The organism is Spongiibacter sp. UBA1325 (assembly GCF_002306875.1).
GTDB lineage: Bacteria > Pseudomonadota > Gammaproteobacteria > Pseudomonadales > Spongiibacteraceae > Spongiibacter > Spongiibacter marinus.
On the sequence record NZ_DBTD01000010.1, the window covers coordinates 811,444 to 829,746 of the forward strand.

The window sequence follows — 18,303 nt, forward strand, 5'->3', positions numbered from 1 at the left end:
ACCGCGGTGCGCAGGCATTCTATCAAAACTCGCGATGTGCATCCGCAGGAATTGCCAGATACACTTATTGGCATTATCTGAACGAGATCATCATGCATAGCGCCAGCATCGACCACAGCCAACGCCGCGCCGTCATGCGGGTATATGCGGTGTACCGCCTGCTGCTAGCCAGCGCGCTGTTTTTCATCTTCATTTACGGCTTCAGTCAATCGGTGCTGGGAAGCACCGCCCCCGGCATCTATTCGCTGATTTCCTTTGCTTACCTAGCTTTTTCACTGCTTGCCTTGTTCCAGCACTTGCTGACCAGTCGTCACTATCACGACACGGGGCTGTTCTTCGAGTTTTTCATCGACATTGGCTGCATCATGCTGATGAGCTACTGCTCGGCAAGCGCCGACTCTGGCCTCGCCTCCCTGCTGATGGTTAGCATCAGTGCAGCCAGCATGACCTTACCCGCCCGCTTGTGCCTGTCTTTGGCCTCACTGGCGACCATCAGCGCCATCGCCGAGGTCGCAGCCAACACCCTGTACGAGCGCGTAGAGACCCAGCAATTTGTCGTCGCTGGCATGATGGGGATGGCCTATTTTTCGACAGCCATTGCCATTCGCTACCTCAGCCAACGAATTATTTCCGCTCAGCAGTTGGCAGAGCGCCGCCGCAGTGACTTAGAGCGGCTCTCGCAAATCAACCAAAGCATTGTGCAGCGAATGCAGACTGGCATTGTGGTCATGTCACGCAGTGGCCGCATCAAGCTCTGCAATGCCGCTGCCGCAGAGCTCTTGCAAGTCCCCTACCAACGTCGCCCCGATTCACTCTATGCTCCCCCGCAAATCACCGCCCTCACTGCACCGGGTAGCAGCTTGTCGAAAATCATTCAGTTACAGCCCTCGGGCGTGGAATTACACGTCAACATCGCCCAGCTGGACCAAGACAACGACGAAGACTTCCTGCTGTATATTGAAAATATCAGCAAGATCAATCAGCGCGCGCAAAACTTGAAGCTCGCCTCGCTTGGGCGCTTCACCGCCAGCATCGCGCATGAAATACGCAACCCTCTTTCGGCAATCAGCCATGCGGCGCAACTGCTCGCCGAAGGCCCTCACCTCGACGACGGCGATGCGCGCTTTGTCGGCATTATCCAAAACCATGCAAAACGCATGGACGATATTGTGAAAAATGTTCTCGAGCTGTCTCGCGGCCGACTGCCCAAACCTGAAGCCTTCGCACTAATGCCCTGGTTGCAGCGCTTTTGCCGCGACTGGCACAGCATTCATCAGGGGCAAATTCAGCTGCTAACGGACGACTCACAATGCAGTAACGACACGGTGAATGTCGACCAAAGCCAGCTAAACCAGATACTGAGCAATATTACGGAAAACGGTATTCGCCATAGCCTGGCAGAGGCCGACAACGCCGTTATCCGCTACCGTTTGAGCAACGGTATTAGCGGCGGTGTAACACTGGATATCATCGATAATGGCCCCGGCATTTCACAGGACAATCAAGACAAAATCTTTGAGCCCTTTTTCACCACGGAGTCTCAGGGCAATGGGCTCGGCTTGTACCTTTGCCGCGAGCTCTGCCTGGCGAACCAAATCGCTATTAGCTACCGACGGGAACCCAGCGGCGACAGCTGTTTTCGATTACAATTCGCCCACCCGCAGCGCAGCGCGTTCCCCGATTAAGACTGACAAGCCGATATGACACAGAAAACCGTACTCATCATTGACGACGAACCGGATATTCGCGAACTTCTGGAAATTACCATCAGTCGCATGGGCCTTCATACCGAGTCGGTCGGCTGTGTCAGTGACGCTATCGCGCTCCTGCAGCAAAACACTATTCAACTTTGTCTTACCGATATCAAATTGCCAGATGGCTCGGGCTTGGACGTCGTTCACCACATCCAGCAGCACTGCAGCGAAACCGCCGTTGCGGTGTTAACTGCCTACGGCAGCACAGAGCTAGCGGTTGAGGCGCTAAAGGCGGGGGCATTCGACTTCATCAACAAGCCGGTGTCTATTGAGCAGTTGCGCAACCTGATCAAAACCGCCCTGCAACTGGAGAGTAGCAGCGCCACCGCCATCGACAGCAGCCGCAACACCCGCTTACTCGGCGAAACCGACGTTATCAGCCGACTGCGCCAGCAAATCACCAAACTTGCCCGCAGCCAGGCTCCCGTTTACATCAGTGGCGAGTCGGGCAGTGGCAAGGAAGTGGTGGCGCGCATGATCCACGCCAATGGGCCGCGCCGCAATGCTCCCTTTGTCCCAGTGAACTGTGGTGCCATCCCCGACGAGCTTGTCGAAAGTGAGTTCTTTGGCCATGTTAAGGGCAGTTTTACTGGCGCCTACGGTGATAAGGAAGGCTTATTTGAAGCCGCCAATGGCGGCACTCTCTTCCTGGACGAAGTCGCCGACCTGCCGCTGAATATGCAGGTTAAACTGCTTCGCGCCATTCAGGAAAAGGCGGTGCGACGTATCGGTTCAAATGAGGAAATAGCCGTCGACGTTCGCATACTCAGTGCCACGCATAGAGACCTATCCCGCGAAGTCGCCTCAGAACACTTCCGCAGTGACCTGTTCTACCGGATTAACGTTATCGAGGTCGCGGTGCCCAGCCTGCGGCAACGGGTCAGCGACATCCCGTTATTGGCCAATTTTATGCTAGAGAAAATCGCTAGCGAGTGGGGTATACCGGCCCCCCGCCTCAGTGAAGATGCTCTTAATGCGCTGAGCAGTTACCCCTTTCCCGGCAATGTCCGCGAATTGGAAAACATTATTGAACGCGCCGCAACACTGTGCGACGACGAGATCATCACTGCCAAGGATCTATCGCTACCGGCATCAAATAGCAGCGTGAACCCGGATAAACACGCCGACCACCTATCGGCAGCTATCGGAGACGTGGAGGGGTATCTGGCGAGCATTGAACAAAACATTATCAATGCCGCGCTAAAAGCCCAACAGGGCAATAAGACGGAGTCAGCGAAGTTGCTGGGGCTCACCTTCCGGCAATTTCGCTACAAACTAAAGAAGTACAACCTCGACTAATGAACTCATAGAATGAAAAAGGCAGCCGAGGCTGCCTTTTTCTTTATTCGTAATACCAGTAGGTGCGTTTTCGCCCGCCGGACAGGTCGAGCGCGGGGGTGCTGGGATCAAAGGGTGATGGCCCCGCCCCACCAATCACAAAGGGCACGGTTTTTCCGTCAATCGTCACAAGCCCGGCAATGGGCGACGGTGGAAGTCCACCACCAGAGAATTCATTTCTCTGCCGCTCACCCGTCACAAGGTTCACGACATAGGCGCCGGCGTTACCCAAATTTGCACTGCAACTTTCAGCATCGGGCACATCCGGCTGGTTGGTACCAAAATAGACTTTCCCGGCAACCGCCAATGGTGCGTTAACGCCTTTTTCACCCACCAACAGGTCAAAGTAATACCCTGCGACACCGCTATCCAAACCACTAAAATACAGTTCGGTCGCTCCTTCGCTACCACAGGACACAATGCCACCGCTGCCGTCGGTACACTGCAAAGTGCTTTGGTCAACGAGGTCACTTACGGTCACTGCCGAGTGAGTCGAGGGCATCGACTTACCGGTATTTTTGTCCATAATCATGAAAAACTTATTCTCGACATTGTAGGCAAGCCCGGCGGTGGTACTACTGGTATAAAGCGGGTGCTCACGGTCGCCGGAGACCGCCACCACAGCGTCGAAATTATTCGTGGGCACGACATCCGGGGCGAAGAGGAATTTGCGAGCACTGTTGCCACTGCCCCCCAGGCTTGCGAACTTATTGACTTCAATGTCGCTAAAGGCGGTTGTCGCGGGGCTGGCTGCCTCAAGGTCAACACGCCATATATTCCCGCCCACATCTGCCGCATAGAGGCGGTCGGTGAAGCCATCTAAGTCCTTATCCAGAACCGTTACATCAGCGGGAAACGATTTCGTCATCGCGGAAACGGTCTCGCAGTGTCCGCCTGTTGCCACGGTGACACCGGTACAGTCAGCCAGCGCTGCCCACAGCACTCCTCCGGTCATCGCATCCAGTATGAGAATACCCCGCCCCTGGCTATTCGTTGCAGGTGCTGGCTCTTGGTCCTCGGCGGGGTCGTAGCCCGCCCCCAAGATCAATACGGGGTTGCTGTGACCTTTGATTAAGGTCAGCTGGGCCTGCGACCATGTCTGCCCCAACTCCGGAACCTGATCATTCGTCAGCGACCACAGATAACGCGGTTCCGCGACATTGCTGACATCGAGTGCATAAAGTAAACGTCCGCCACGGCGCGCCGACATAAAGATCAAGGACTTTCCAGACGTGGGCTTACCGGTGCGCTTGTCCTGCAGAATCGTGGTGTTTCCGTCGAAAAAGTAGTCGCGCGGCTGAGCCCGGCTGTCGAGCACATTTGGGTACTTCACCAGCGGGTCGTTATTGAATTGCCGCTTAAACTTGCCAAAGAACTCCGGCGCTATAAAGCTCCATAACTCACCACCGGGTTGTACGCCGGCGATATTACCTGCCTGATTACCATTGATGGCGTGGAAGTGACCATCGTTGGAGCCGTAGAACACAACAACCCCGGTAGTGCCGCCGTAGTTGATAACCGCGGGGCGCGAGTGCAGGACATCTGCATGAATCGACCCCCGCGCGGTGATCGGACAATCGCTCCCGCGCAGCTCGGGTGGGCATGGGCCTCGACGGCTTTCATTGCCGATAATATCTTCCCCCCGTACCCAATCGATGAGGGTCTCGGCGGTTAGCGACACTGCACTGCTGCCACAACTTACATTGTTGTTTTCGGCAAGCACATAATCGCCAAGTCTGAGCAGGTAGTTATCAGCATCAGTAACTGCAATCACACTGCCAAGCACCGTACCGTTGAGCAAGGCGCTATTGTGTGTATTGGCGGTAGAGCCGACAGTACAGCCCTCTAATTCAACCTGGTCTCCCAATGACAAGCCATGGGAGGTTTGCGCCACACGGGCAGCTCGGCTCACTTCAACAATCACTGCACCATTGTACGTTTGACCATCGGGGATATTGCGAGAGGCAACGTCAAAGCTAGTGGCCGTGACATTGCTGATGCTGCAGGGTGCGGCGAAGGTACAGCTCTGCTTGTTGGCCTGCAGCGATTCGTTCCACGCGTTTAGTATCACCACTCTGTCGGTTGCGGCGTCAAGCTGGGTACCGCCACTGCCATCGTGAGCGATGGTGCAGGTAATATTATTCCCTTTACCTGAACAGCTTGTTGATATCATTTCGCCATCGTCATAGCGGCCAACGCTTATCGATGCATTACCACCCTCTTCGGCAGCGCCCAGCTCCGCATCTAGCTGGGACACCAAAGCAGTATTCGTCGTTTTAAACTCGGGTAGAGCCGACGCACTCGGACAATTTCCGACACTGTTACAGGTATACACTTTGCGGCCTGACGATGTGGTCAGGTTGTTCACGCGCAATAACTGGCCCGCACCGCCTTTCTCAACTAAATCGCCGTCAGGGTGGTCAAAGGCAAAGCCCTCTCCTTCCGGGCTATTACGCCAGAAGCCATCCAGCGGCCAATCCGCCACGGCGACGCCTGACGCATCCTTGGGCGTGTTTGTCGTCCAGAAGCTCACTGCATCATCAACAATTGCTCCGGTGATGGGGTTAGTAACAGAAGTAACCACCGACGCCACATCCTGGGTCGAATCTGTTAAAACGATATTTCCACCGGCGTCAAAGCCGAGCTGATACTGTTTAACGTTGCCGTTCCAACGAGGCGCCGCATCGCTGTCTGGCCGAAAGCTGGCGATATAAACTTGGTTCAGAAAGGTGCCTTGCGTGTTAGCACTAACAGGCAGCGTCGCCGATGAAAATGCACTGTTAATATCCTGCACTTCATTAAATATCTGCAGGAGCACCTCCGCCAGCCCCGCATGATTATCGGCAGTCACCTTGAAGGCCTTGCCGCCACCGACATTGGCTAAATCTGCGAGGAAGTTGATCTCGCCAGCCAGCTTTGTTTCTAAGCTAGGATCGTAAACCGCTATAGAGTAGGTACTGACATTGCGATCAGATTGTGCGCTGTCACTGGTATCTACCAGATTCATAAACTGCGCCCATTCATCCCCCCAATATTTATTATTGGATGAGTCTGAATTGGTGAGCTGGGTAACTGCGCGCGGTGTGGCAAAAAACTTGTACTGAGAAGAACCGGTGCTGTAGGAAAACTCACTTGTTAACTGGTTTTTCAATAGCGTATCGGGGCTTCCCGTGCCATCGGCAACACTGGAGTTTTCCTTCGTGGCATTGCCAATATAGACGAGCACGGCGTCGCGGCATTGGGTCGCCGTTTCCGCAAGACCGGAGTAGTCAACGCCTGAACAAGAGGTTGCCAGACCATTCAACATGGCCCAACTTTCGGCAATCAGATCACCCAGCCGCGACTGGTTTGCCAAGTTGTTTTTATCAATACTTTTAAGCTTGCTAATGAAGCTGTTAATGCCAGAGCTGTCCATCAGTGTTGGTGGCACAAGCAAATAACCACACCGGTTATCGCCATTACCTAAACCCGTGCCATTATTGAAGCTGCTGTAACCATTTTCATTGAATACCATCAGGCCAATCTTAATTGCACCTAGCAAGTAATCATTTTCGGCGTCTAATAGAGAGAGCATGGTGTTCACCAGCGCACACTGCTCCATACCGCCCACCGTATCACCAAGCGATGGGGCCGCGCCGCTATCTCCGTAAACGCAGCCGTGGGTGACATTGGCATTGGAGTTCGCCGTACTGTGCCAACCCAGCAACACCGTTGGGGGGTTGGCACCGCCAGGGGTGATCCCAGCGAATAAATCGATATCCTCGGCCTGTGTCGGCGCAGACATCGCGATAAATAGAAGCGACAGACGGATCCAACTAATTAGCGTTTTCATGGCCTTCACTCTTTCTAACACCGGTTAAACCGGAGAATTAATTCAAACAGGGCGTCCCAATGACTTCGCGCAAATACACCCCTTGGTGCATTTCCAAGCGGCTTTCAGTCTTAGCGTCACCCACTGTTGCGGCGATATCCCAGCGCATTTTGGTACACCAGGAGTTGCCTTGGAGGGCAACGTCGTCATCCGTCAGCACACCGCTGGTATTATTTTTACCCGTTCCTAGGCACTGAGCATCTGCTGGGTCGGCGACATCAAGTTCAACCTGTTTTATTGGGTCTGTACTCAGACAGGTTGGCGGCGCGACCACAGCAACCATGTCGTCGCTACCATCACCATTGAAGTCGCTGCCAAACTCCGTATTCCCGTCGGGCAATGGAATTGCGAAATTAGCCGGGTTACTGACAAAAGATTCTATGGCGTTACTCGCCGCATTTTTTGACTCGATGTGATACTGCTGATTACCGGCTATTTTAAAATTGATATTGCTGCCGCTCAGCATGCTGACAATGATAATGCTGAATATCCCCAGCATGACGAGCACTACGATCAATACCAAGCCTGACTGTCGCTTTACGCTTATCATTCTCTCGGCCCCGCAACATTAGGTATTAACACAACGGTCGACACAACTTGCCGTTTAAAACGGTCGTCGAAAGGCCCCACCCTGTCAGCGCGACCAAGGTCAAAGGTGTCTTCAAGTGGCTCCGCTAAAATCGGTTCTTCAGAGCGAATCAATAAATGTACTCGCACAGCAACGGTATCCCGCCAGTTTTCCGTTGCCGTACTAGACCACTCTGCGGCCGGGCAGCCACCGGGCGCAACGGCGGCTCCGGGATCACTCACATAGCAATCGGGGCCACCGTCGATATCTAAATCTAATCCGTATTCGATGTGCAGGTCTTCGACGCCGGAGACCAGTGGCAGTACGCGCCGAACCCCACTGCTGTACTCCAGCATTTTAAGTGTGGGGCGACCATCACCACCATCGGCACAATCCTCACAATCGCTTATAAAGTAGCTGCGAACGAGGTAAGGGCGAGCACTTGCTAATGACGCGCAACCCTTTGCCCGCAAGGTAAGCGCAGCAGGGTCTGTATTCAGTACATAAGGCAGAGCATCTAGCTCACAGTTGGAAACCTGCAGATACGGTGTCATGTTTCCCGCCGCGATGCTCGCCACGTCCACCTCGGCAACGTCCACACGATGAATGTTCAGCATCGGCGAGTTCGCCACCGGACTATCTGCACCAATACATGCCGGCATTGCGGCACCGCTGACAACGCCAGACACCGCAAGCGGCAGCGCAAGCGTACTCGGATCAAAACCTAGGTCACTCGCATTGCCACTATTTACGCATGGGTCAACGAGCTGGTAATCGGCCACACCAACACCCGGATGATAGGTGCCGAGAAAACCCGCCAGTGCCAACTCTTCATTCAGTGCATGCAGAGCATACCGCCCGCTCTCTGCTTGACCTGATACCAGAGAGAGCTTGGTGCGGGTCTGACTGACGGAGGCAACTAAGGAAATAATCCCCAATAGCATAAAGGCGCCCAAACCCAGAGCAATCATGAGCTCAACCAAAGAAAGGCCACGTTGCTGCCGCCTAGACAGGTTCACGTTAAGTCTCCAATTCGCACGATCGCGGTAACAATTCTTCGCTGCTTTTCGTCACCGTATTGGTTCTTTCCACAGGTCAAGTTATCAGAGGGAGCAGAGGTTTCGTTCAGACCTTGCCAGGCGACACTCACTCGATATTGACGCGTAGCCGCGTCTAGCTGCTGTATGCAACCACGGGCACCAATCATCGCGCCGATACTCTCGTCACTTTTATTTTGTTGGGCGCTGCCAATCAATGCGGCATTCCACTGCACAAGATCCTCGTCTGCGGTCTCGCGTTGCTCGGCAGAACCTTGAGCGCAAGCGGGCGGGTTGGAGGCACCGTGCCCTAAGGCCAAGCCATTGGCACCCGCAGAATAACAACTCACGACAAGCCGGTTTGCATTAATCCGACTCACCATATCCTGGAGTAAATTAAGCGCCTGTAAGCGCTGATAAGCCTCCACTTCCTGCTGAACAGAGCGCGCTATCAAGCCCGCTCCGCCCATTAAACCGACCAGGACAATAAGTAGGGCAACAAGAATCTCCACTAAGGTAAATCCGACTTGCCGTTTTGGCATTAGCAGCCTCCCTTCCGGCTTCGCGGGCGGCCGCTGAGGCTTATATCCACACAGTAGGCGTTTGCGGTATTCCCGGAATCGGGCACTAGACTGAACTCTGCCGCGGCATTGCTCCGTCCTGAGCCGTTAAACTGCACCGTATTGACGGCGCTGGTAATGGTCAGGCTCGGCTGAGACGGTGCGACCTGTAGTACAGTTGCACCATCGAGTACCTGCCACCCCTTGTTCCAGTTATCGCCAATTCGACTGACACTAACCACCGCGTTGCGCTTAACTGCCTCACTGCGCGCCAAGTCAATGGTAGACCGTAAGGTATCGGCAGCGCTGCGAACGCGCTGGCGCTCAATAACGTCGTTGAATGACGGCGCCGCAATGGCGGTCACGATGGCCACTACCGCCAAGGTTACTAACAGCTCAAGTAACGTAAAGCCTCTAAACCTACTTATTCCCAGCATCGCGTTGCCCCCGAGGCATAACCTTTTTCTCCCTTATTGTTCAGGGTAAGCGTCCCGCAATCATCGCGACTTGCCTGCGTCCCCTTCGGAGCAGCGCTAATCATATAGCTAGGAGGGTTAGCAGTGTTGTCGGCCGTCACACTAACGACATATGCGCCGGAAATTTCTGACGGCAAAGAAGCGCCGAGGGTAGCAAGGTCGGCAGCATAACTGCGATTGTCCAAGTAAAAGCGCTCTTGCATATTTGCCACCTCCATCGCGAAGTTTTGCGCTGCCGATCGATTCGTGCGCACGACATACTCCTGATAAGAGGGCAGCGCTACGGCAACCAATATGCCAATGATCGCGACGGTGATCATTAATTCAATCAGGGTAAAACCGGAAATATCTTTAGCTCGCACTCGGCCTCTTCTCCCAAGCATGGAAATTATTATCGGCCGAACAAATGGAGCATTGAGTAGGGGTGCCAGTAGCAGTTACCAGCGACTTTCCGTAGTCATTGTGATGGTTTGCAAAAGCACAAACGCTTAAATGCCAATCAGCACGGCCAGCACTTTGATTATAATTCTATAGCGACTGGGCAAGAATACGCAGATTTACCGCCATGTACAAAACAAATGACGTGTTTCGCGAGCCACTCGACACCTCTGAAAAACGCGTATGGACACCCGCATCTCTACGTATAACGGCACTACCTGCGCCAGCAGTCGGCCAGGGATTTAGTCGATCCAGAGGGCTTGTTTTTTAACGCCATGTCACCCGTTTCATCCAGAGTGAAATCTCCGCAACTGTCGCCTGCCATCGTACCTCTGCGCGCTGCGATCAAGGTAAACGTATTCGCTGTCGGTGTGCCATCCGCAGATATCGTGTAATACGTTCCGCCATTCTCCGGCACCCGAGAGGGAAACACCGCAGGCAAGTCACTCCCCCCGGCAGTGGTGGTATAACGACCATTAGCGGAGTAGTAGCGCTCTAGCGCCTGGGCGCCAATCATCAGGGCATTGGCCGCCTCGTTGCGCCGCGACTTAGCCACTTGCTCTTGATAACTCGGGTAGGCAATCGAGGCGAGTATCGCTACGATTGCCACGGTGATCATGAGCTCCATTAGGGTAAACCCACGAGATAAATGACGATGAGTCATTACTGTAATTGTCTCCAAGACTGTCGCCCAACAATACCGTTGTCATCACCCTTTTCTACCACAATGCCGATAGTGCCACTGCTGCCTGAGGTGAACTTATACTCGATATCACCAGCGCCAACGATACCAGGGGTCTTAATAATTTCGTTACTGCCGCGGCCGCTTATCGGTAAGTACTCACCGTTGTAGAGCACAACATCCAACTCGTTAATCAGCCCGTCACCGTTCGTATCCAGAACCGGATCAGCGTAACGGCCGCCAGTCTGCGCGTCCAATTCCATCAACCAACTACGTCCGCCAAACCCGCAAATATTGTCAGTAGGTATTAGCGTGGTAAACACGATACGGCCATTGCGCAGTATCGGGCGCGATACCGCGCGCTCGCCCTCAACGCTATCATTCGGTGGCTGCAATGGCAGGCGCCAACCGTAATCGGGAGCGTCATCCGCCGCTTTATTGGTCACGAGGCGTACTTGAAAAGGGGTGTTACTGCCGTTTTTAGTAACGCCTACCTGCTCGAAGATCACATCCTGCACGAGCAAGTCCGAGCGACTTACCGCCGCATCGACATCCCGAATGCCGTAGAAGTCCTGCAGTTGCGGGCTATTGCCTACCTTGGCATCCCCGGTTTCGAAGAACTTGCCGGTACCAAAATAAACGTAATACCCACCTTCTTGATGGTTGCCAACTGTTGGTCGGCTCGTAATTGGTTGAGGATCACCATTGTCATCGACTGCAGTGAACAGCGGTGCGGGTTTAGACCCGGATTTCAGCGCGACATCCCATTTATTGGCCGTACTGCCACGCAAATCAAATTTCCACAAATTGCCTTGCAAATCCCCGGCATAAACAAAATCCGTTACGCGGTCGCCATCAACGTCGACAGGCACGGGAGAAGCGAGGCCATTTCCAGAGCCTGTAACCCCGGTATCAATGGCCTTCAACAGCTTGCCGTCGGCCAGATCAACGATAAACAATTTTACGTTGTCGCCGGAATTATAGCCGTTGCCAAAAACGGCAACCCACTGATTACCCGCCGCGAGACGCGCAATGGCGGGCGCACTCATCGCGACACCCAATTTATCGGTATCGCTGCTGGAGGTTGAAAATTCCCAGAGGAAGTTATTCTTACTCATCGCTTCCGGGTCAGTGACATCCACCGCAAAGACTGACCGCCCACCGGCCCCCATCGCAGCAACCGTTACGGTGCGCCACTTATTCGCCAGGTAGGCATCACTCACACGTGGCGAACCGTCTACATAGTAACGGTGCTGATAATCGGGGTCGGCCAGCTCTGCAATTGCCGGATACGATGCGGCGGGCATAAAGCTGAACAACTCTTTACCATTATCTGCATGAAACCCGTGCAACATGCCATCATTCGCCCCAACGACCAAGAATGGCGGGCGTGCTTTCTTGGACTTTAGAAACGTTCTGTAAGTGCTACCCTCTGTACCGGAGAGCACGTGAAAACCATAGTCATCAAGATTTCCTGAAAAGGCGGGGTCGGAATTAACAATATCACCCAGTATTGCGCCGCGACTTCTAAACGCTTTCCCTTCCTGGCTGCGATCACCTCGCAGCCAATTCAGAAGCAGCTGGCCGTCGGCATTGCTACCGCCATTGCGAAGCGCATCGCGCTGAGTTGTATCTAGCAACGACCAGGACGACGTGGAAAAATCAACCGCGGTTGTGGTCAATGCTCCCGGCGCGCCCACCGCAGTGAACACCTTGCGTGACGACACCGACCCATAACTGTCTTTTTGACTATCCCACTTCACATCGCCCAGCGTGCCATCGTCATTCACCTTGTAGGCGACCATCCTGCCGCTCCAATCCAAGCTGTTAAAGCTGGCTTGATAGACCAAGGTACCTGAATCCAGGCGCGTAGAGTTTGCCGCAATGGCCGACGCGGAAGACTTGGCTTCGTTAGCAATGACTTGCAGAGCATCCGATAACTCATCGGCAAACGTACCGGGGTCGGCCGCACTAAAAAAGCCGCCGCGTGAATTAACCGCCGCGTGAAGCAGGTCATCGATTTTATGTTGATCCGCACTGGTGGGGTTGGGCCATGAAATTGATGCACCGCTCTCAATCGCGGCAAAGGCGGTATCCGGGTCTATCGTTCCCGTCACCCCTAAGCCAACGCCAAACGTCACCATATGCTGCCAAAAAGCCGGGTTCCCTTTTGTAACAGGCACAACGTTATCGAGGTCGTTGCGCAAATCATTTTTCCAGTAGTACATGGCAACATCTGCCAAGGTATCGTCTCGGCTGTCAGAAAACGGCGACGCTGCTTTATAGGTGTAGCTGTTACCCGTGGGCGAAGAATGGCTCGGATTATTCGAGCCATCGTTATTCTTGCCGGGATCACCGCTGACATCACTACCCGACCAATAGCCGTCGGTCACCAGCACCGAGTAATTCCGACGACACTCCAGATCCGGAGTGCTGTCATTCGTACCAGGGCGCTCAGACCAAGGGCCTTTTGAGTCTTTGCGCATGTAGTATTTACCGGCCGCATTCAAGGCATTGCGAAGCGGAGTTCCCGCGGCCGGTATCGTTAAACCGTACAATTCGTCAAAAAACGCCTCTCTGTCACTGCCTTCAAAGGTTCTCACACCTTTGCGAAGCACGCTGGTCGACACACCATCTATCGACTGACTTGAAGAGTTAAGGCTGCCAAAGCCAACTCTTAAGTTCGCGCCTTGCTCTGCAAAAGCAAAGCCGGAACCCGCTCGCGCTGCCGACACTCGTGAGCGGTAATAGCTGTACCAATTGGCAAAGTTCTGTATTTCTTCGTCGTAGGTACAGGTAGCGTTCTCAGCATCAGCACAGTCGTCGCGCTCATCCCTGCCATGGCCGCTATAGGAACGCCCCGAGCGAATTTCTACTTTTTCATAGTTACTCCACGACCACATGTCGCCACTGCCTTTGTACCAAAAATAGGTCGCTGGCCAGAAATTGCGGGTATTACTGTCGCGCGAACAACTGCCACTCTCATTACAGTTCACCCAACTATTTGAGTTGTAATTGCTATTCGTTGACGTGAGATCTCGACAGTTGGACAGGTTGTTTGAGCTACCACTGGTTTCCGGGTTGTGAGGAGCACACTTTACGTTCGCATCCGGGTAGCGACTGCCATCCGCTTTTATCCAAGGGGAGTATGTTGTAGAAGGGTCGTAATATATTGTGTTGACTTGCGGCGAACGGCTGCGCGCATTGTAGGGGCTATTATTCGCTACTGTGGGTACATAGTTGGAATAATCAGAGCTGCCATAAATACCGTTCGCCCGTGGAAAAATGTATCGCGCACTGCCGCCGATAATCTCTCCCGGCATTAGTTCGAATTGCATGGAGCCCGAATCATCCAATAGATACATCACATTGGGCTCGGCATTTTGAGCTAAGAAGAGCGGGCTTTGGGCAATTTCATTGGCTGGCGTGCTATCAGTACAGCCTTTCTTTTTCCCCTCTACGGTGAACTTCGCCTTACACTTTTTATCTTTGCCTTTGTTTTTCTTAACGGTCAGTATATTTGCGTTAATCACATATGAACTGGCGTCGCAGTAGTGGTTTTTTGAGTTTTTGAGCTCTATTCCTACAACACTGCTAATGCTCTCTAATGTTGAGAATGTATAGGGATCATTTTGCTTGTTTTTCCCTACAAAACGCGTCGTTTTCTCCTGAATAGTACAGCTTTGCGCGACGGCTTCTGCGACACCAAATAACGCAAAGACCACTAGAAAGCTCGGTAAAATACTTACTCTTCGAAAGGCCATATCACTACCTACTAGTTTTCAACACGCTTATAGGTGGTCGATAAAACCACCATACTGCGATCACTAAGACCAAAGCCCCGGGCGGTAACACGATAGAAGCCCAACAGCGAAACCGTATTGTCGGAGTCCAATGCTGCGTTGGGGTCTGTCATCGCACTAATCTGCTCAATAATGAACTCTGGTTGTCGGCTCACGTCGTCGACTTTTTCACCAACCACCACCCACCCCGTCGAGGCCTTGGTCTTCCAGTCCGGTTCAGAGCAGGCTTGACGACTGTCTGATGGATCCGGGCATGAAAGATACATCCCGTTTGTACCGTCAAAGTCAGCACTGGAGAGACCAGGCATTGCTGCTTCAGCCTCTCGGATGGCCACTTCGGCAGCTTGGAATGCCACATTGATATCCTTGTTGTTGCCCGCCATGCGCTCTTGGAGTGTGGCATTTTGCATGGCACCAACGCCGATGACCGTCAAAATGGCCGTAAACACCAGTGCAACAATCAGTACCGCGCCACGCTGCGCATTTGCTTTGATCATGGCAAGCGATTCCTTATTGCGAATACCGATGAAAATACCTGTCTCATGCGCCCGTCAGTGTTACTCAGCAATTGTCCAGAGGAGTCGTATACGCTCTGCGCATCAACAGAGCCGGTACGCCCCACAACCCCTTCATCATTCGCGACCAGGGTCAACTCGAGCTTGGCACTCACCACTTGCTGCCAATCTGTCACCGCTGATGCGTCGGCGTAACTATCAATCGCTCGATCGTTGTCGGTATCCAGGCCATAGACGATTTGCAAATTTTCCACCCCTTCGACGAGCTCAACCGCTGCTGCCATTGAACCGCCGCTACCCGTTGCTCGTTGCTGACTGTAGAGACTGAGTACAGGCCTGCCCCCAGCGGTATCACGCCCGGTGTCTCGCACAAAGAAGTGGGTGACTTCAAAACCAAACACCTCTGCGTCGCCACCGTATATTTTGCTCAGCCGGTTACTGGTATTCGAGCCGTTGCCATGGGTGAGAGTGGCAGTGCCTTTGCCACTCTCCTTCGGCGTGTTGGTAACGCGGAAAATATCAGCCGATGTGCAATCTGAGATCAATACGTAGTCGCCTTTGGCAATATTGTAGGTATTGTCTTCGATTTGAACGTTGGCATTATTGGGCGCCAGGTTTCCAGTCAGCCGCACTGAACCGTCACCCCCTCTGAGTATTTGTATCGTATCGGTGCCTTCAACGGCGCCTAGAGTGTGCCCAGCGCCGACATCATTCTCCCCTTTAACGGGAACAAAATCGGCCGCATAGGTCGCTGGCTTGGCGATAACATTAACGTCAATATTGCCGACGGAATTACACCCCATATACCCCGCCATTCTGACTTCACGCCCCATAAAATGCATGCCGAAACGCGCATTCTCCTGGATCATCGACAGTGATTCCTGGAGTTGATAACTTGTTCTAGAGGCAAGAAAAACCTGAATGATCGCGGTACTCAGAATCAGCCCTAAAGTGATCGCGATCATTAGTTCAATCAGACCAAAACCTCGTTGGGCATTCACGCTTTATAGCTCCGTAACAAAATCAAAGGTTTGCAGGGAGGGCGCTGACCCTTCACGGGTCTTTTCCAAGCGACCTTCGCTCCACTGAATCCGGATGGTGAAACGCGTATCGTCGCGAATTACCGCGCCATCGCCCGCGGGAAGCCTCAGTGCAACCTCTCCCAGCCATTCACGCAGGTCGACGGCAACCGCACCCGTGCCCGTCGGAGCGTCATCATCAATAGCAATATCGTAGTCGCCCTTTAACGCGACAACCCGGTTGGCCCGCATTCGGTCACTGATATCGTTGGCCAAAAACACAGCGTTGGAGCGGAATTTCGCCGCCTGGTTGAATTTGACAGAGTTCAGCTGAACGGCCGCCGCACCCATGACACCAATAGCCGTGATCAGCAATGCCACCAGCACTTCTATAAGCGTCGCGCCTCGTTGGTTGCGCGGAAAGCTAATCATTTACACTCCCCTAGCTAAAGGTCATTCAAGCCCTCGCCGCATAGTGATTACTTTAAAAGGTATTTTAGCCCTGAAACCCAATCTTTCGACCTTGCGACCGCCATGACTCAACGACACCGTTGCATGCAGTAGATTTATTTTTATGAACCGAACACTGAGCGATTTTTCTGCGCTTTACCAGTATCGACTTAAAAAAAAACCATTTTTTGCAAGATATATGATCACTTTCAAAGTGTTAATACGCAAATTCCGCAGTCTAGTGACATAGCGGCAAATAGTGAGACATTGCAAAAAATGCATCCGTGAACTAAAGCTAACACTACGGACTGGAAAGGATTCCAAGATGTATGAACAGGGAAAGACACTTATCGAGTTGATGGTGACGCTCAGTATCGCCGCCGTTATCGGCGCTGGTGCGGCACCTTCACTGCAGCGCTTTGCGCGTCAGCAACAGCTGAGCCACGCCACCAACACGCTGCATTCCGCCGCCCAATTTGCGCGCGAACAAGCCATTTATCTTGAGCAGACCGTTAGCATTAACAATACTGACGGCCACTGGAGTCACGGCGCTATTATCTATATCGACACAGACAGCAATGGCAAGCACGGTGCCGATGAAGAAATCCTTCGCACGATTCCCCCGCTAGGCGGGGTCGATGCAACGGGCAACCGCCATGTGAGCCACTACATCAGCTACCGGCCAGACGGCAGCGCGCACCTAAAGAGCAATGCCTTTCAGGTGGGTACACTAACGATATGCCCTAGCACAGGCGAAGAAGGCCGACAGCTCGTCATCAGTATTGGCGGACGAATTCGCAGGGCAGAATCCCGCTGTGGTGAGTAGTGGCGATAGCTCTAGGGCTTAATTGGCCTCAACCCAGCGCAGTTCTCGAGGTAGGGAAAAAGTAATATTTTCTGCGCGCCCCTCAAGCTCCTCGGGGGCTGACGCGCCCAACTCACAGAGCCTGTCGATCACGGCTTTCACCAGTATTTCCGGCGCCGAGGCCCCGGCCGTGATGCCGATTCGCAAGCCCTCTTTGAGCCACTGGGGCTGGATGTCTTTCTCATTGTCGATCAGCTGTGCCTGACAGCCAAAGCGCTCGGCTAATTCACGTAAGCGATTCGAATTAGAGCTGTTCGGAGACCCCACAACAAGCACCAAGTCGGCTTGCTGGGCGAGCGTTTTTACCGCATCCTGGCGGTTTTGAGTGGCGTAGCAAATGTCATCTTTGCGCGGCCCCTCGATAGCGGGGAAGCGCTGCCGCAGGGCATCAATCACCGCCGCCGTATCGTCCATGGATAGCGTCGTTTGCGTGACAAATGACAATTTTTCCGGCTGTTTAACGTCGAGCTTGAGCGCTTGCTCAACATCCTCAACAAGGTAGATATTTCCGCCTTGGCTAACGTCGTACTGCCCCATCGTTCCCTCAACTTCCGGGTGGCCCTTGTGGCCAATCAGTACACATTCGCGCCCGGCGTTGCTGTAGTTGACCACTTCCATATGAACCTTGGTCACCAGCGGGCACGTCGCGTCAAATACCTTCAAGCCCCGGCGCGCTGCCTCGTTCCTAACTGCTTTGGAGACACCATGAGCGCTGAAAATCACGATTTTGTCGTCGGGCACTTCATCCAGCTCATCGACGAATATGGCACCTCGCTGCCGAAGATTCTCAACAACAAACTTGTTGTGAACAACTTCGTGGCGCACGTAGATTGGTGAGCCAAACACATCCAGGGCGCGATTCACGATCTCGATAGCGCGATCCACACCAGCACAGAACCCACGGGGGTTAGCGAGAACAATTTTCAT

Annotated in this window: 15 protein-coding genes; 3 read left to right on the forward strand and 12 right to left on the reverse strand. The window is 53.4% G+C overall.

Annotated features, from left to right (window positions below):
• The first annotated feature begins 92 nt into the window (after positions 1-92).
• Entirely contained in the window at positions 93-1,685 is a 1,593-nt protein-coding gene (locus tag B3K78_RS15680; RefSeq protein ID WP_204996618.1) for a sensor histidine kinase, read from the forward strand.
• Between the two features lie 15 nt (positions 1,686-1,700).
• Positions 1,701-3,053, forward strand: a complete 1,353-nt coding sequence (locus B3K78_RS15685; protein WP_286696174.1) for a sigma-54-dependent transcriptional regulator — start codon at positions 1,701-1,703, stop codon at positions 3,051-3,053.
• A gap of 43 nt (positions 3,054-3,096) precedes the next feature.
• On the opposite strand, the gene B3K78_RS15690 is transcribed toward B3K78_RS15685, so the two are convergent.
• The 11 genes from B3K78_RS15690 to pilV (B3K78_RS15740) form a co-directional block, all read right to left on the reverse strand.
• Positions 3,097-6,924 (reverse strand): pilus assembly protein, encoded by a 3,828-nt coding sequence (locus B3K78_RS15690; RefSeq protein ID WP_286696175.1) that lies wholly within the window; start codon positions 6,922-6,924, stop codon positions 3,097-3,099.
• Positions 6,925-6,961: 37 nt separating this feature from the next.
• Positions 6,962-7,513: a hypothetical protein gene (locus B3K78_RS15695; protein ID WP_204996615.1), complete on the reverse strand. Its 552-nt coding sequence runs from the start codon at positions 7,511-7,513 to the stop codon at positions 6,962-6,964.
• Positions 7,510-8,550 carry a PilW family protein gene (locus B3K78_RS15700; RefSeq protein ID WP_286696176.1) on the reverse strand — a complete coding sequence of 347 codons (1,041 nt, stop codon included), beginning with the start codon at positions 8,548-8,550 and terminating at the stop codon, positions 7,510-7,512. Before B3K78_RS15700 ends, B3K78_RS15695 begins: the two co-directional genes overlap by 4 nt.
• On the reverse strand, positions 8,547-9,110 hold the full coding sequence (gene pilV / locus B3K78_RS15705) for a type IV pilus modification protein PilV (RefSeq protein ID WP_286696177.1): 564 nt from the start codon (positions 9,108-9,110) through the stop codon (positions 8,547-8,549). Before pilV (B3K78_RS15705) ends, B3K78_RS15700 begins: the two co-directional genes overlap by 4 nt.
• Positions 9,110-9,565, reverse strand: coding sequence for a GspH/FimT family pseudopilin (locus B3K78_RS15710; RefSeq protein ID WP_204996612.1), 456 nt, complete (start codon positions 9,563-9,565; stop codon positions 9,110-9,112). Before B3K78_RS15710 ends, pilV (B3K78_RS15705) begins: the two co-directional genes overlap by 1 nt.
• Positions 9,553-9,924, reverse strand: coding sequence for a type IV pilin protein (locus B3K78_RS15715; RefSeq protein ID WP_374972773.1), 372 nt, complete (start codon positions 9,922-9,924; stop codon positions 9,553-9,555). The genes B3K78_RS15710 and B3K78_RS15715 overlap by 13 nt, the downstream gene beginning before the upstream one ends.
• A gap of 332 nt (positions 9,925-10,256) precedes the next feature.
• Positions 10,257-10,706, reverse strand: a complete 450-nt coding sequence (locus tag B3K78_RS15720; RefSeq protein ID WP_286696179.1) for a type IV pilin protein — start codon at positions 10,704-10,706, stop codon at positions 10,257-10,259.
• Positions 10,706-14,488, reverse strand: coding sequence for a pilus assembly protein (locus B3K78_RS15725; protein ID WP_286696180.1), 3,783 nt, complete (start codon positions 14,486-14,488; stop codon positions 10,706-10,708). The genes B3K78_RS15720 and B3K78_RS15725 overlap by 1 nt, the downstream gene beginning before the upstream one ends.
• Before the next feature lie 11 nt (positions 14,489-14,499).
• A complete protein-coding gene (locus B3K78_RS15730; RefSeq protein ID WP_286696181.1) occupies positions 14,500-15,024 on the reverse strand; it encodes a pilus assembly PilX family protein in 525 nt (174 codons plus the stop codon).
• Positions 15,021-16,043, reverse strand: a complete 1,023-nt coding sequence (locus tag B3K78_RS15735; protein WP_286696182.1) for a PilW family protein — start codon at positions 16,041-16,043, stop codon at positions 15,021-15,023. Before B3K78_RS15735 ends, B3K78_RS15730 begins: the two co-directional genes overlap by 4 nt.
• 3 nt (positions 16,044-16,046) lie before the next feature.
• Entirely contained in the window at positions 16,047-16,493 is a 447-nt protein-coding gene (gene pilV, locus B3K78_RS15740; protein WP_286696183.1) for a type IV pilus modification protein PilV, read from the reverse strand.
• 343 nt (positions 16,494-16,836) lie between these two features.
• Here pilV (B3K78_RS15740) and B3K78_RS15745 point away from each other — a divergent pair, with 343 nt between their 5' ends.
• Complete coding sequence (locus B3K78_RS15745) at positions 16,837-17,337, forward strand: GspH/FimT family pseudopilin (protein ID WP_204996812.1); 501 nt, start codon at positions 16,837-16,839, stop codon at positions 17,335-17,337.
• A gap of 18 nt (positions 17,338-17,355) precedes the next feature.
• Here the strand turns inward: B3K78_RS15745 and ispH are convergent, their stop codons facing one another.
• Complete coding sequence (gene ispH / locus B3K78_RS15750; RefSeq protein WP_286696184.1) at positions 17,356-18,303, reverse strand: 4-hydroxy-3-methylbut-2-enyl diphosphate reductase; 948 nt, start codon at positions 18,301-18,303, stop codon at positions 17,356-17,358.